The organism is Sorangium sp. So ce834 (assembly GCF_051521425.1).
Classification (GTDB): Bacteria; Myxococcota_A; Polyangia; order Polyangiales; family Polyangiaceae; genus Sorangium; species Sorangium cellulosum_D.
This window is the reverse complement of the sequence record NZ_CP150351.1, coordinates 466,648-480,505: the sequence shown is the minus strand read 5'-3', so window position 1 is coordinate 480,505 and position 13,858 is coordinate 466,648. Positions and strand designations below refer to the sequence as shown.

11 protein-coding genes are annotated in these 13,858 nt (G+C 72.2%); 7 read left to right on the top strand and 4 right to left on the bottom strand.

All coding sequences use genetic code 11. The features are described from left to right. Positions 1–100: 100 nt before the first annotated feature. The gene (locus WMF20_RS01810; RefSeq protein WP_437610148.1) at positions 101–904 is read right to left on the bottom strand and encodes a CPBP family intramembrane glutamic endopeptidase; all 804 of its coding nucleotides are present in this window, start codon (positions 902–904) and stop codon (positions 101–103) included. A 307-nt stretch (positions 905–1,211) separates the two neighbouring features. On the opposite strand from WMF20_RS01810, the gene WMF20_RS01805 reads away from it, so the two are divergent. The 3 genes from WMF20_RS01805 (at position 1,212) to WMF20_RS01795 (ending at position 4,326) form a co-directional block, all read left to right on the top strand. Further along, positions 1,212–2,852, top strand: coding sequence for a DUF4142 domain-containing protein (locus WMF20_RS01805; RefSeq protein WP_437610146.1), 1,641 nt, complete (start codon positions 1,212–1,214; stop codon positions 2,850–2,852). Positions 2,853–3,024: 172 nt separating this feature from the next. Continuing rightward, positions 3,025–3,501 carry a hypothetical protein gene (locus tag WMF20_RS01800; RefSeq protein ID WP_437610144.1) on the top strand — a complete coding sequence of 159 codons (477 nt, stop codon included), beginning with the start codon at positions 3,025–3,027 and terminating at the stop codon, positions 3,499–3,501. 108 nt (positions 3,502–3,609) lie between these two features. Beyond that, entirely contained in the window at positions 3,610–4,326 is a 717-nt protein-coding gene (locus WMF20_RS01795) for an SDR family NAD(P)-dependent oxidoreductase (RefSeq protein WP_437610142.1), read from the top strand. Positions 4,327–4,387: 61 nt separating this feature from the next. On the opposite strand, the gene WMF20_RS01790 is transcribed toward WMF20_RS01795, so the two are convergent. Further along, complete coding sequence (locus tag WMF20_RS01790) at positions 4,388–4,795, bottom strand: hypothetical protein (protein ID WP_437610140.1); 408 nt, start codon at positions 4,793–4,795, stop codon at positions 4,388–4,390. Between the two features lie 159 nt (positions 4,796–4,954). Here WMF20_RS01790 and WMF20_RS01785 point away from each other — a divergent pair, with 159 nt between their 5' ends. Then, positions 4,955–5,656, top strand: a complete 702-nt coding sequence (locus WMF20_RS01785; protein WP_437610138.1) for a hypothetical protein — start codon at positions 4,955–4,957, stop codon at positions 5,654–5,656. 1,137 nt (positions 5,657–6,793) lie between these two features. Then, positions 6,794–8,434, top strand: coding sequence for a sigma 54-interacting transcriptional regulator (locus tag WMF20_RS01780; protein WP_437610136.1), 1,641 nt, complete (start codon positions 6,794–6,796; stop codon positions 8,432–8,434). 51 nt (positions 8,435–8,485) lie between these two features. Here the strand turns inward: WMF20_RS01780 and WMF20_RS01775 are convergent, their stop codons facing one another. After that, a complete protein-coding gene (locus WMF20_RS01775) occupies positions 8,486–8,845 on the bottom strand; it encodes an arsenate reductase family protein (protein WP_129572721.1) in 360 nt (119 codons plus the stop codon). A 635-nt stretch (positions 8,846–9,480) separates the two neighbouring features. On the opposite strand from WMF20_RS01775, the gene WMF20_RS01770 reads away from it, so the two are divergent. Both WMF20_RS01770 and WMF20_RS01765 read left to right on the top strand, forming a co-directional pair. After that, positions 9,481–10,821, top strand: coding sequence for a sigma-70 family RNA polymerase sigma factor (locus tag WMF20_RS01770; RefSeq protein ID WP_129572720.1), 1,341 nt, complete (start codon positions 9,481–9,483; stop codon positions 10,819–10,821). 491 nt (positions 10,822–11,312) lie between these two features. Continuing rightward, positions 11,313–11,798 (top strand): SRPBCC family protein, encoded by a 486-nt coding sequence (locus WMF20_RS01765; RefSeq protein ID WP_129572719.1) that lies wholly within the window; start codon positions 11,313–11,315, stop codon positions 11,796–11,798. Between the two features lie 539 nt (positions 11,799–12,337). Here the strand turns inward: WMF20_RS01765 and WMF20_RS01760 are convergent. Beyond that, positions 12,338–13,258, bottom strand: coding sequence for a transposase (locus WMF20_RS01760; RefSeq protein ID WP_437610133.1), 921 nt, complete (start codon positions 13,256–13,258; stop codon positions 12,338–12,340). Between the last annotated feature and the right edge of the window lie 600 nt (positions 13,259–13,858).

Here is a 13,858-nt window from a genome sequence, read left to right as displayed (position 1 = left end):
GCTTACGCTCATCGGCGGCGCGGCGAAAGGCGGCGCGGCGAGAGGCAGCGCGGGCCGGATCGCGCGCGGCCCCGCCGCGCGAGGCCGCGGCCGGAGCGCCTCATGCCGCGCGCGATCGAGGCTGCGCCGCTGCGGCCTCCGCGCACGCCTGCCGGGTCTGCATGCGCCGCGCCGTGATCGCGGCGGCGGCGATCGCGGCGATCGTCGTCACGAGGAGCGGCGTCGCGCCGTCGCCGGACAGGTGCGCGCGAGAGACGTTGTCGAGGTGGATGCCGAGGTGCGCCGCCCACGCCACGAGCATGCTGCCGCCGGACGCGAGGTGCAGCGCCGTCATCAGCACGCTCAGCGAGGTGATGAAGAGCGCGCTCAGCACGATCGACCACCACGGGACGCCTGGCAGGCACATCATGGGAAGGTGCCAGAGGGTCCACGCAGCGCCGATGACGAGGCTGGCGCGAACGGGCCCGTGCGCCGGCAGGAGCCGCGGGAGGGCATAGCCGCGCCAGCCGAGCTCCTCGCCGAGCGGCGCGAGCACGGCGATGCCGCGCTGCTCCGGGGTGATCGGGGCGTAGAGGAGCGTCGCCGGCGTGCTCCCGCCGGCGAGCGCGAGCAGCGCGAGGCCGACGAGGTGCAACAGCGCCGGCATGCACAGCGCGAGCGGCGCATGGGCCCAGCCCGCGGGCGCGCGGCGCGGCGAGAACAGCCCGGAGAGCCCGGCGCGGCCGCGTTCCTTCCAGGCGCACACCGCTGCTGCGACCGAGGGGCCGACGGCGCCGAGCGCGAGCGGCGCCATGGCGGCGCCCGGCGGGACGGGCGCGCCCCACTGCTGGAGGAGGAGCGGCAGCTGGCACAGCCAGGTGATGGCATAAGCGAGGACGAAGAACCGGACGACGGTCGGCGGCATGGCCCCGTGTGACAGCCGCGCGCGCCGGAGGGTTCCCGCCGGCGCGCGGCGAGCAGGTTCTTGGGCGCGCGCACGGCGGCTCGGCTGTCGTCAGGCGGCCTGTCCGGCCCGCGCCGGCGCGGACGGGGGCGCGCGGCGGCTCCGGGGCGGCGCCCCGGGCGGGCGCGTGCGCGGCGAGGTCACGTGAGCGAGAGAGAGAGCCGCTGCTGCGGGCTGGCTGTTTTGCGACGGGCAGGGTCGACGTTGAGCGGGACTACGATTCTCGCGCTGATCGCGCCGGAGGCGTGGGGCTCTCGGGGAAAAGACGATGCTGGCTTCGGGCTCCCCCTCGCTCACCATCCCGGCGGCGAGAACCCAGATGTTGGGGGCCGATAACCGGCAGGTGAGCGCGACAGCGCGCCGATATCGAGCAAGGAGCAAGCAGATGTTGGGCAATCGTTCAGGTCGCCTCATGGCGATCATGTTCGCGGGGAGCTTTGTCCTCGCGGGGGCTGGCGGCTGCATCGGCGGCGACGAGGATGCCGAGGCGGGCCGCGAGGGGACGGCCGGCGACCAAGGGGCCGGCAGGGGCACCACGGGCGCAGACAGGAGCGGCGGCCAGACAGGCAGAGACGGCGCGAGAGGCGGCGGCGGGCAGCGCGGCGGCGAGCACGCCGGCGGCAGGCAGGGAGGTCGCGGGCAGGCCGGCCAGCAAGGCGGGCAGCGCGTCGGCGGGCAGGCCGGCCAGCAAGGCGGACAGCGCGTCGGCGGGCAGGCCGGCGGCCAGCGCGGGGGCGGCACGCACGAGTGCGGCGAGCAGGCCGGCTATCAAGGCGGCAGGCAGGGAGGCCGCGGCGAGATCGGCAGTCGGCAAGGCGGCCGCGGGCAGGCCGGCCGGCAGGGCGAGATGCAGCAGGGGTCGGAGGCGGAGATCACGATGCTGGTCTCGGTCATCCACCAGAAGGAGGTCGAGCTGTCGGAGATCGCTCGAGACAAGGCCGAGTCCCCGGAGGTGCAGCGCTACGCCGAGCAGATCATCGAGGAGCGCTCGCGGGCGGGGCAGCGCGGGGCGGAGACGTCTGAGGGCGGCAGGGCCAACATCGAGGCCTGCTCGCGCTGCGAGCAGCTCGAGGCCAGCTCGACCGAGCTGCGCGAGCCGCTGGAAGACCAGGAAGGCGCCGAGTTCGACATCGCCTACATCTGGGCGCAGGTCTCCCTCCATCGCCGCGCCATCGAGCTCCTCGACATGCCGTCCGTCGCGCGCGCGGACAACGCGAGGCTGCGCGCTCACGTGAAGGCGGTGCGAGCGGACGTCGAGGAGCACCTGAGAGAGGCCGAGCAGCTCTTCTGCACGCTGCTGCAGGAGCAGCAGGGCGGCCAGCAGCAAGGCGCCCAGTACGGACAGCAACGCGGCCAGCAGCAAGGCGCCCAGTACGGGCAGCAAGGCGGCCAGCAGCAACGCGCCCAGTACGGGCAGCAGGGCGTCCAGCAGCAGGGCCCGCAGAAGCAGCGCGGCCAGCAACAGGGCGCCCAGTTCGGCCAGCAGGGCGTCCAGCAGCAAGGGCAGCGGGGTGCCCAGTTCGGACAGCAAGGCGGCCAGCAGCAGCGCGGCCAGCAGCAGGGCGCCCAGTTCGGCCAGCAGCAACGCGGCCAGCAGCAGGGCGCCCAGTTCGGCCAGCAGCAACGCGGCCAGCAGCAGGGCATCCAGCTCGTCGGCCAGCAGCAACGCGGCCAGCAGCAGGGCATCCAGCTCGGCCAGCAGCAGCGCGGCCAGCAGCAGGGCGCCCAGTTCGGACAGCAGCAGCGCGGCCAGCAGCAGGGCGCCCAGTTCGGCCAGCAGCAGCGCGGCCAGCAGCAGGGCATCCAGCGCGGCCAGCAGCAGCGCGGCCAGCAGCAGCGCGGCCAGCTCGGCCAGCAGCAGCGCGGCCAGCTCGGCCAGCAGCAGCGCGGCCAGCAGCAGGGCGTCTAGCTCGGCCAGCAGCGACGCGGCCAGCAGCAAGGCCCGCAGGCGTACGCGCAGCAGCAAGGCAGTCAGCAGGATCAGCGGTAAGGGGAGTCCCTCCCGCGATCATGGCCGCGTTCTTCAGGATCGCGCGGGCCGCGGATATATTGGCCCTCACGCCCGCCGCCTGAGAGGCCCCATGATCCCCCGCCGCCGACTGCACCGCGCCGTCTTCTCGCTCGCCGCCCTCTACAACGCCTGCTGGGGGCTTTACGCGGCGCTCGACCCGCAATGGCTGTTTCGCTTCGCGGGCATGCCGCCCCTCAACCACCCCGCGATCTTCGCCTGCCTCGGGATGGTGGTCGGCGTGTACGCCGTCCTCTATGCGGAGGTCGCGCGCGCCCCGGAGCGCAGCTTTCTCCTCGCCGCCGTCGGCCTGCTCGGCAAGCTCCTCGGGCCGATCGGCCTCGTGGCCCTGCTCGCGACCGGGCAGTGGCCGCCCCGGTCCGCCATCCTCTGCCTGACGAACGATCTCATCTGGTGGGTCCCGTTCAGCGTGTATCTCCACGACGCGTGGCCCTTCTTCGTGCGTCAGTGGAGGGCCCCCCCGGAGGACGACCTCGTCGAGCTCCGAGGCAGATCCCCGTCGCGACGCGGGGCGGGTCACGCGCCTTGACGAGGATCTGCTGCAGGACGGGTTCGACGCGCGCCGCCGCGAGCCCCGGACGAGGGTAATCTGCCAGCGTTCGCCGGGCGCGAGGCCCGGCAGGAAGGTGGTCAACGCATGAGCTCGAACAAGGTAGCTGTCGTCGTCGGTGTCGGCCCCGGCCTGGGAGCCGCGGTGTCCAGGCGCTTTGCGAGCGCGGGATTCTCGATCGGGCTCGTGGCCCGGACGGCCGCCACCTGCGAGGCCGTGCAGCGGGAGATCGAGCAGGCCGGCGGGCGCGCCCTGAGCGTCCCCGCGGACGCCGCCGATCCGGCCTCGGTCGCGGCGGCCTTCGCGCGGATGAAGGAGGCGCTCGGCCCGGCGGAGGTGGTGATCTACAACGCTGGTGCATTTCGCATGGCCGGCGCCCTGGAGCTCACCGCGCGAGAGCTCGAGGACGCCTGGAAGATCAACTGCCTCGGCGGCTTCCTGAGCGCGCAGGCGGCGCTGCCCGACATGCTTGCGCGCGGCCGGGGGACGCTCCTCTTCACCGGCGCCACGGCCTCGCTCCGCGGCGGCGCGCGCTTCGCGGCCTTGGCGGTGGGCAAGTTCGGCCTCCGCGCCCTGGCCCAGTCGCTCGCGCGCGAGCTCGGCCCGCGCGGCATCCATGTGGCGCATGTGATCGTCGACGGCGTGATCGACACGCCCCGCGTGCGCGCCACGGCGCCGGACCGAGACGCCGCCACGCTGCTCGCCCCGGAGGCGCTGGCAGAGACGTACTTCCAGCTCCACGCCCAGCCGCCGAGCGCCTGGACCCACGAGATCGACGTGCGCCCGTCGGTGGAGAAGTTCTGAGCGGCGCGAGCGACCGCCGACGGCAGGGCCTACGCGCGGCCGCTCGGGCGCGCCGCGCGCGTCACGGATCGATCCACGTCCAGGGGAAATCGACGTCCACGAGCGTGTCGTGGCCGTCGAGCACGTCGACGCCCTCGACGCGCACGATATCGCTGATGGTGTGTCCGTCGAAATCCACGAGCCAGACCTCGACGTCATAGTACCCCTCGGAGAGGCCGCCGATGGTGAGGCCGAAATCCTCGCAGTCCGTGACCTCCTCCGCGACGAGGAAGCCCGCCTCGTCCTCGACGCTGACCGCGAGCCCGCTCACGTCGTGATCGAAGCACTCCCACGCGGCGTCGCTGCCGTCGATGGTCATCGAGACGGTGAGCGAGCCGTCATCGTCGCCATCGACGATGATGCACCCCGTGAGCGAGGCAGTGGAGAGGACGCAGCCAGCGAGACCCGAGAGCACCTTCGAGAGTTTCATGGGATCGTCTTCCTTTATCCAAGCCTGGCGCCGTCGCGCCGATGCGCGGAGGGTCAGCAAGCGCTATACCAGGAGCAGGCGCGCTGCCAGGCGCCGGCGGCTGCCTCCGGGCTGCCGGGTGGCATCGCAGTTGCTCCTGTGAACCCCATGGAGATGAACGTGCCAGTCCTCGAACACTCGTCCCCCACAGCCACGGCGCACGCCCCGCAGCGGAGCAAGCTCGCCGCCCTGGCCGCGCTCGTCACGCTCGCGCTCCTCGGCGCGACCGGATGCGCGGCGGAGGTCCACACCAGGGCCGCCGCGCCTGCGACGGTCACGTACCACGAGTTCGCGGTGTACGAGGAGCCAGTCGTTCACATCGCAGCGCCGCCGGTCCAGATCGAGACCTACCCGCGCGTGTACTACCGCGGGACGTACGTCTACTACGTGGACGGCCGCTGGTACTATCCGTCGCGCCACGGCTGGGTCTACTACCGCGACGAGCCGCGCGCGCTGGTCCACTACCGCGTCGACTTCGAGCGCCGCCGCGCTCACCATCACCACCATCCCCAGGTGCACCGCGACCACGGGCACCCCGTGCACCGCGGCCACGTGCACCGCGACCACGGGCACCGCGACCACGGGCACCACGCGACCACGGTCCGGCCGGCGGCGCCGGCGAGGCCAGCGGTCACGGTCCGGGCAGGCGCGACGGTCAGCGCGGGCGCGACGGTCAAGGCGGGGGCGGCGGCCAGGCCGGCGACGCCGGCGCGGCCGGCGAAGAAGCCTCGCGCGGAGCGTCGACGGCACCACGTCGAGGAGCGGCACCGCGAGGGTGATCGCGGGCACCGCGAGGGTGATCGCGGGCACCGCGAGCGGTGATCGCGGCAGCGTGCTCCCGCTCCTCGCTGCCTCCAGGCCCCCGCCGAGCCGCAGGAGCGCGCCCGGAGCGACCGGGACGACCTCGACCGGCGCCGCGGCGGACCGACAAGGGGGGGTCGATCTCGCGCGCTGTAGGCATCCATCCGCATTCCGGGTGATCACCACCGGTGCCGCAGCATGCGCTCGATGCACGAGAGGCCGGCGCCATCCTCGTGGGCTCGTCTCGCCGCGATCGACCTTGGCACCCGATACGTGCTTCGGTACACTTCTTAGGGCCAGCCTCCGGGCGCCCCGCGGACGGGCGAGGCGGCGCGCTCAGCGGACTTTCGGCGTACACCCTGAGGTTCAGATGTCGGCGACGAGGCGCGATTCATTCTACCCGGGAACGCTCGATGGCCCGAAGAGCACGGCCCCAGCGTCAGGTCACGTGACGAGAGAGCCGCCGGACAGCGAGCAGCGCGTCGCACAGCGGTGCGTGGATTGCGGTACGCCTGCACCGAAGACGGAGACGAACTACACGCTCATCAGCTCTCGTTATGGCTGGCGGCTGACGCGGACCGTCGAAGCGAACGGGCGGAGGATGATGGAGTGGCGCTGCCCGGGTTGCTACGCGCGCTACCGTGCGAAAAGGCCGCTCTGATCTCGACGCGGCGCGCCAGGGCGGTCTGACGCCGCTGGCGCGCGGGCCCTCTGCGGGTCCTCGCGAGGAGGGCGCGGCGCCGGAGAGGCGCCGCGCTCCCGCCTCATCCTCTCCCATTTCTGGCAGACGCCTTCCTCATATGCGGTGAGGGTGCGGCCGCGGGTACGCGGCGTGTTGCGATGGCGGCAACGCATGCTGTCGCTCTCCGTGTCGGTCTCGCACCCGTTGTGGATCTCGGCGTCACAGCTCTCATGGCGATTCAGGCAGCCGCTCATCAAGCGCCTCCCGACCGGACCGGTCATGTCGCAGGCGCATCACGACGTCATCCAGGACTACCACGCTCGGCTGTGACGCGCGCTCGCCGGGATGTCTCGTGAAGCAGCGGTCCGGCGGGCCCCGCGCCGCTCGATCCCCGCCGGGCGCCGAGCGGCGTGTCCGAGCCTTCCGCGCGCCCGGCGAGCCACCTATGCTCCGGTCACGCCGACCCGGCAGGCAGCATGCGCGCAGCAGATCTCGATCTCTCGGAGCTCCTCACGGTCGACCCGCAGGCCGGCGAGCTCCGCTTCTCCGGGGCGCGTGCGATCCTGCTCGATGCCGTGGCGATGGGCCTCCTGCGCAAGCAGCTCATCGACGCGCTGGGAGCCGCGGCAGCCCGCGCGATCCTCACCCGCTTCGGCTTCGCGCACGGCTTCCGCACGGCCGAGGCGGCGCGCGCCGAGCTCCCGCTGGAGAGCGACGAGGAGTGGCGCAACGCGGGCGGGCGCATCCACACGCTCCAGGGGATGATCCGCCTCGCGCCGGGCGCGGACGGCCCGCTGTCGCCCGAGGGCGCGACGGTGGAGGCCTCGTACGAGGCGGAGCAGCACCTCTTGCACCTCGGCCGCGCGGAGGCGCCGGTGTGCTGGACGCTCGCGGGCTTCGCGAGCGGCTACCTGAGCTGCGTCGAGGGCCGGGACATCTACGTGATCGAGCGCCGCTGCCTCGGCCGCGGCGACGCGAGCTGCCTGTTCGCCGGCCGCGCGGCAGAGGCCTGGGGCGCCGAGCTCGAGCCGCACCTGCCGTTCTTCCAGGAGGATCGCCTCGACGCCTCGCTGCGCCGCGCCGCCGAGGCGCTGGGGCGCGCCGAGCGCAGGCTGAAGGCGCGCGCCGAGACGCTCCTGCGGACCGCGGCGGGGGCGGAGCCGGGCGGCGTCCTCGCGTCGAGCCCGGCCATGCAGCGCGTGCTGGAGCTCGCGCGGCGGGTGGCCCAGGTGGACGCCACGGTGCTGATCACGGGCGAGAGCGGCACCGGCAAGGAGCGGGTGGCGCGGCTCGTCCACGACGCTTCGCCCCGCGCGCGAGCGCCGCTGCTCGCCATCAACTGCGCGGCGATCCCGGAGCCGCTGCTCGAGAGCGAGCTCTTCGGGCACGCGCGCGGCGCCTTCACGGGCGCGACGCGGGACCGCGCGGGGATCTTCGAGGCGGCGGCCGGAGGGACGCTGTTCCTCGACGAGGTGGGCGAGCTGCCGGCGGGGGTGCAGGTGAAGCTGCTCCGGGCGCTGCAGGCGCGCGAGGTGCGGCGGGTTGGCGAGAACCGCAGCCGCCCGGTCGACGTGCGGGTGGTGGCGGCGACCAACCGCGAGCTCGCCGCGGAGGTGGCGGCCGGCCGCTTCAGGAAGGACCTTTATTATCGGCTCAAGGTGGTCGAGCTCCGGCTCCCGCCGCTGCGCGAGCGCCGGGAGGACATCCTGCCGCTCGCGCGGGCGCTGCTCGTGCAGGCGGCCGCGCGCATGCGGCGGCCGGCGCCGCGCCTCAGCCCCGGCGCGGCCGATCGCCTGGTCCGGTACGCGTGGCCCGGCAACGTGCGGGAGCTGGAGAACGCCATGGAGCGCGCCGTGGCGCTCGCCGAGGCCCGGCGGGTCGAGGCCGACGATCTGCCCGAGGAGGTGCGCTCGGCCCTGCAGCCGCCGGACGCCGGCCCGCGCGCGCCGGCGCCCGGGGAGCGCGCGCGGACGCTCGGCGAGGTCGAGAAGGAGCACATCCTGGCCGCGCTGGCGCGCAATGGCGGCAACCAGACGAGGACCGCGGCGGAGCTCGGGATCGGCGTGTCGACGCTGTACCGCAAGCTCAAGGAGTACGGGCGCGCGCCTGGAGGGTGACGGCGCGGCGGCGCGCCTGTCGAGGGCTCCCGCGGCCGTCGCGCGAGCGCCTCAGCCGGCCTTGGCGGACTCCGCGAAGGCCTTCCACGTCGCCTCGGCCTGGCCCACGCACGCGCGCGCGCCGTCGCGCACGATGGGCGTGCGGAGCAGGAGCGGATCGTCCAGCAGGAGCTCGGCGATCCGCGCCTCGCTCGGGCCGAGGTGCTGCAGGCCGCGCTCCTTCACCCGCGGGCCCTCCGCGTCGTAGAGCGCGCGCATGCCGCCCACGGCGCGCGCCACGCTCGCGAGCTCCCCCTTGGAGAGGCCCTTGTCGCGCACGTCGACGAGCTGCACCTTGATGCCGCGGTCGGCGAAGAACCGCTGCGCCGCCCGCGTCGCCTTGCACTTGGCGGAGCCGAAGATCTGGATCATGCGCGTCGCTCCTGCGTGGCGTGGCCCGCTTCGCGCTCCGAGGGCAGCGCGGGCGTGGAGCATAGGCGCGGGCGCGGCAGCCGACCAGGCGGCAACGAGGCGGGACGCCGGCGGATCACGCGCCGCGCGAGGCTGGGATCGGCGGACCAGCGCGCCGAGCGGAGCGTCTGGAGCGCTCATACATGAGCCCGCTCCGCTCGCTTCCAACGATCCCGTCTGCCTTGCCTCGACCGATGGCTCAGCTCAGGAACGCATCGAGCAACGTCGGCCTTGATGTCCGTGACGAGCATGGCCCGGCGCCTCGGTCCGCCGTGCGCGTCGGGCGCTGGCTTGGCCACGTCCAGCGACAGTACCCGACGACCAAACCGCACCGGCGTGCACCGCCGACGGCCCAGCACGCCGTGTCCGCTCGTCCGGCGACCCGCGCCCGCGCGCTCCCGCGCCGGCGGAGAAACCCGCCGCTCCGAGCGGCGGCAGACCCCAGAAAAACGCCTTGAAAATACGTCAAATCGGCGCGCGATTCGTTTTCCTATTTACGTCCTCGGCGGTTAGGATATCGAGGCGCCTCGATGATCGTGCCCCCTCACGCCCTTCGTGGTCAGGCACGACGCAGCGGCAACACTGGAGCGCATTGAATGAGGTTCCGTTCCTCGCTGTCGGCGAGCGAGTCCGAATCGAGTTTTCCCGTTTCCATCGATTCCGCGGGCGAGCGCGGGGGCGAGCGCGCTCCTGCGCGCCGTGCGAAGGCCGCAGGCGCGCAGGCCTCGCTCGGGGCGACCGAGCTCTACTTCCGGTCGCTCGCCGGCAGCCAGCCGCTCACGCGCGAGGGCGAGGTCGCGATCGGCCGTCGCATCGAGGCTGGCGCGCTCGCGTGCTTCGAGGCGTGGGTCCGCTCGCCGATCGCCCTTCGCGAGCTGGCCTTCACGGCGGAGGACGTCGAGCACGGGGCGCTCAGCATCCGGGACCTCTTGTGCGAGGCCGACGCGAACGATCCCGAGGCGGACGCCTGCGCGGCGCGGCTCGCGGGCCTGCTCGATGTCGCCCGAGCGCTCGCCGCCCGCAAGCAGGACGACGAGGGCGTGGAGATCGCCCTCGCGGGCCTGGCCGCTGGCCTCGCCGAGCTGCGCCTCGATCCGGCCTTCGAGGAGCGCATCGAGCGGAGCCTGCGCGCAGCGGCGGCCGCAGCCGACAAGGCGGAGCGCGCGCCGATCGAGGCCACGCTCGCGGCGATCGCCCGGGGGCGCCGCGCGGTCGCCCAGGCGAAGTCCGAGCTCGTCCAGGCGAACCTCCGGCTCGCGGTCGCCATCGCGCGGGAGCACCAGCGCTTCGGCGTCCCGCTGCTCGACCTCGTGCAGGAAGGCAACCTCGGCCTGATCCGCGCCGCCGACAAGTTCGAGTACCGCCGCGGCCACCGCTTCGGCACCTACGCTGCGTGGTGGATCAAGCAGGCCATCAAGCGGACGATCCTCAACCAGGGTAAGCCCGTCCGCATGCCGGTCCACCTCACCGCGATCCGGAGCCAGGTGGTCCGCGCCCGGCGCGACCTGGTGCAGGAGCGCGGGCGCGAGCCCACGGTCGAGGAGGTCGCGGAGCGCAGCGGGCTCTCCGTGGAGAAGGTGCGCGTGATCGGCGAGCTCGCCCTGGAGCCGCTCAGCCTCGACGCCCCGGTCGGCGAGGAAGGCGACACCCGGTTCGGCGATCTGCTGGCCAACGAGGAGCCGACGCCCGCCGACATGCTGGCGCGGCGCCGCTTGATCGAGCAGACGCGCGAGCTGCTCGACTCGCTGCAGCCGCGCGAGCGCGAGCTCCTGCGGCGCCGCTTCGGCCTCGACGGCAACGAGGACGAGACGCTCGAGGAGATCGGGCAGTCGTTCTCGCTGACGCGGGAGCGCATCCGCCAGATCGAGGCGAAGCTGCTCGAGAAGCTCCGGATGCGCTCGCGGCAACGAGAGCTCGGCTCGTACCTGGAAGGGTAACCGCGGGGCCGCGGCGCGCGCGAGGAGGGCGCGTGGGGCCGCGTCAGCGCTCGGTCGAGCGAGACCGCACCCCCGGCGCCGGGGGCACGGCGCACCTGCGGGATGAGGTCGGTCAAGCCCGGTGGGCGCGCGACCGGCTCCTCGGGTGACGGGCATACCGGAAGCACCGGAGCACGACGCGCGTCAGCGCCGCCGTCGCTCGCGCCCGCAGCGCCTCGTCCGGCCCGGCGCTGATGTCCTCCAGCGCGACGCGGAAGTGCGGCACGCGTCCCCCAAAAAAAGACGGGGGACCGATGAGTTTCGGGGTGCCGGTCTGTCCAACACTTCGAAGATCGAACGAGCACGAGCCAAGGAAGCCGAGGTTCGGAACGGCGGCGCCGAGATCGCCTCCTTCTAGACGCCGAGCGCCACGCGCATCGAGCCGTCCGAGGCGGCGCCTGTCCAGGGCTCTCTCGAACGTCCTACGCCCATCACCGAAAAGGAGACGACGCATGACCACCAACCCCGAAGCCACCCCGACTTCCGACCGCGACCTCGTGTTGACGCGTATCATCGACGCGCCGCGCGAGAAGGTGTTCAAGGCCTGGACCGACCCTGAGCTCCTCAAGAAGTGGTTCGCCCCTCAGCCGTTCACCACGCCCTTCGCCGAGCTCGACGTGCGGCCTGGCGGCGCCAGCCTGATCGTGATGCGCGACCCACAAGGGAACGACTACCCGAACAGGGGTGTCTTCCTCGAGGTTGTCGAGAACGAGCGGCTCGTCTTCACCGACGCGTACACCACGGCATGGGAGCCGTCGGAGAAGCCGTTCATGACGGTGATCCTGACGTTCGAGGACCAAGGCGGCAAGACGAAGTACACCGCCCGCGCCCGCCACTGGACGGTCGCCGACCGCGAGGCGCACGAGAAGATGGGGTTCCACGAAGGCTGGGGCCAGTGCGCTGCCCAGCTCGAGGCCGTCGCCAGGGCCAACGGGTAAGCCGGCCCGGACCTGACCTGCATTGGGAGGACCTGACCTGCATTGAGTGGCGCGGACCTGCATTGAGTGGGGCGGACCTGACCCGGATTGCGTGGACTTACCCGACCCGGGTTGCTCACACGGCTTCCCCGACCCGACTTACCCGACCCAGGTTGCTCACCCGCGAGCTACCCGGGTGAAGGTCGGCCGCTCGCCATCCACAAATCTGCACAAAGCACCGCGCCCTTGTACACGCACGCGCCGCAGACAGATTAACGCGGACCCGTGAAGAGCGACTCAAATCAGGTTGCTACCTGCAGTGCCACCTGCGACCTACCCACCCGAGCCAATCCAGGTTGTGTTCGTTCCAACCAAGCAGCGCCTATAGCGCTCTCGCCCCGGCACCACGTCGTGGTCGCTCGGGCCGCAACTCCATCCACGTCGTCATACGCACGGCTCATGGGCATCTTGAGTCGCCTCGCTCCGCCAGCTTCAGACGCACGTGCCCTCCGACGACGTATCGCCCCCCGTCGCCTCTCCGTGCCCCGCCGGCGCAGCAACTACACCGTGAGCACGGCGTCCGCCACGGTGGCTCCGTGAAACGCGCGCATCCACCACGTCCCCGCGGGGAATACGGCGTTGCGCACACCGCTGCGCCACCGTTCGAGCGCCGCGCGATACGACGCACGAAACGTACGCACGGCGGCAGCAGCGATTCGCCATGCATCGCCCTGCTCGCGGCCGACCGCAAACGTCGGACTGCAGTCGCGCAGCGGTTCGAAGCTCGTGGCACGCTCATATGGGGACACCCGGCTGGCGCCCTCGGCGCCAAGGACGTGTTGCCCTCGCCGCTCCACCTCTTCACGGGCCTGCGCTTCCTGTCGCTCCAGCTCGGCGGCGACCTCGCAGCGAAAGCCATCGCCGCCGTCCTGTTCTACGGCAGGCGGCAGCGCGAGCGCGAGCGTCACTTCTTCTGGCCACTGCGGATTTTTCGGATCGAGATATGCCGCGGGTCGCATCGCGCGCAGCACGCCGCAGCCGAGATCGTTCACATCCACCTTGGCGCCCGGCCACTCGTGCGCATGTCGGACCAGGCCGGCGGCCACAGGATTCGCGAGCACGTAGGCGATCTTCTCCACGACCGCCGCCCGCGTCAGCAGCCGCACCACGCTCGTAGCCTCGTGGTCCCACACTGGCCCTTCCCACGTGCGGAGCACCTTGGTCCCGAGCGCGACGATGCGATGGAAGAATTGCAAAAAGCGCGGCAGGACGCCCATCGTATCGGTCACGACGAGGTGCAGGTGCGTCGACATCGCGCAGAGCGCGTGGACCTCGATGCCGAAGCGGCGCGTCGAGACGGCGAGGATGTAGACCAAGAGCTGGGTGATGGCCGCATCCGGGCGGAAGAGCAGATGCCTGCGCAGGACGCGACGGGTGATGAGGTAGGTGGCGCCTGCGGCAATTTCGCGGGGCTGGCTCATGGCTGGCGTACAATGACAAACGCCGTGCCGTCGGCTGGTGCGAATGATTTCAAGGACTTGGCTCGCTTCTTTGGGTGGCGCCGCCAGGGCGCCAGGTGGTCCGCCACCTGGACAGTCCTTGCGGCTCGCCCAACCTGCGGCTGCTCCTCCGGCCTGGGCTGCCCCTTCCCTCCCTGCCCTTCCCTCCCTCCCCCCCCTCCCCAACCTGGGTTCCCCTTCTTCCCCTTTCCTTCCCCAACCTGGGTTCGTCACCATACCATCGTCCTTCTCCCTCTTCCGACCTGGGTCGGTTGAGAGCGGAAAACGGGGTCGGGTCGTCGCCAATCTGGTCGTACCAACTTCGGTCGGTCGCGCAACCTGGGTCGGGTGGTCCTCAACCTGGGTCGGGTGGTCCCAACCTGGGTCGGGTGGTCTCAACCTGGGTCGGGTGGTCTCAACCTGGGTCGGGTGGTCTGGATGGTCTCAACCTGGGTCGGGTGGTCGTGGTCGGGTCGGGTGGTCCAGGTGGTCCTCAACCTGGGTCTGATGGTCTGGGTCGCGTGATCTCCCTTCTCTCGCCAACCCGGGTTAGGGTCGTCCGGGTTGGCGTCGTCCTGGTCC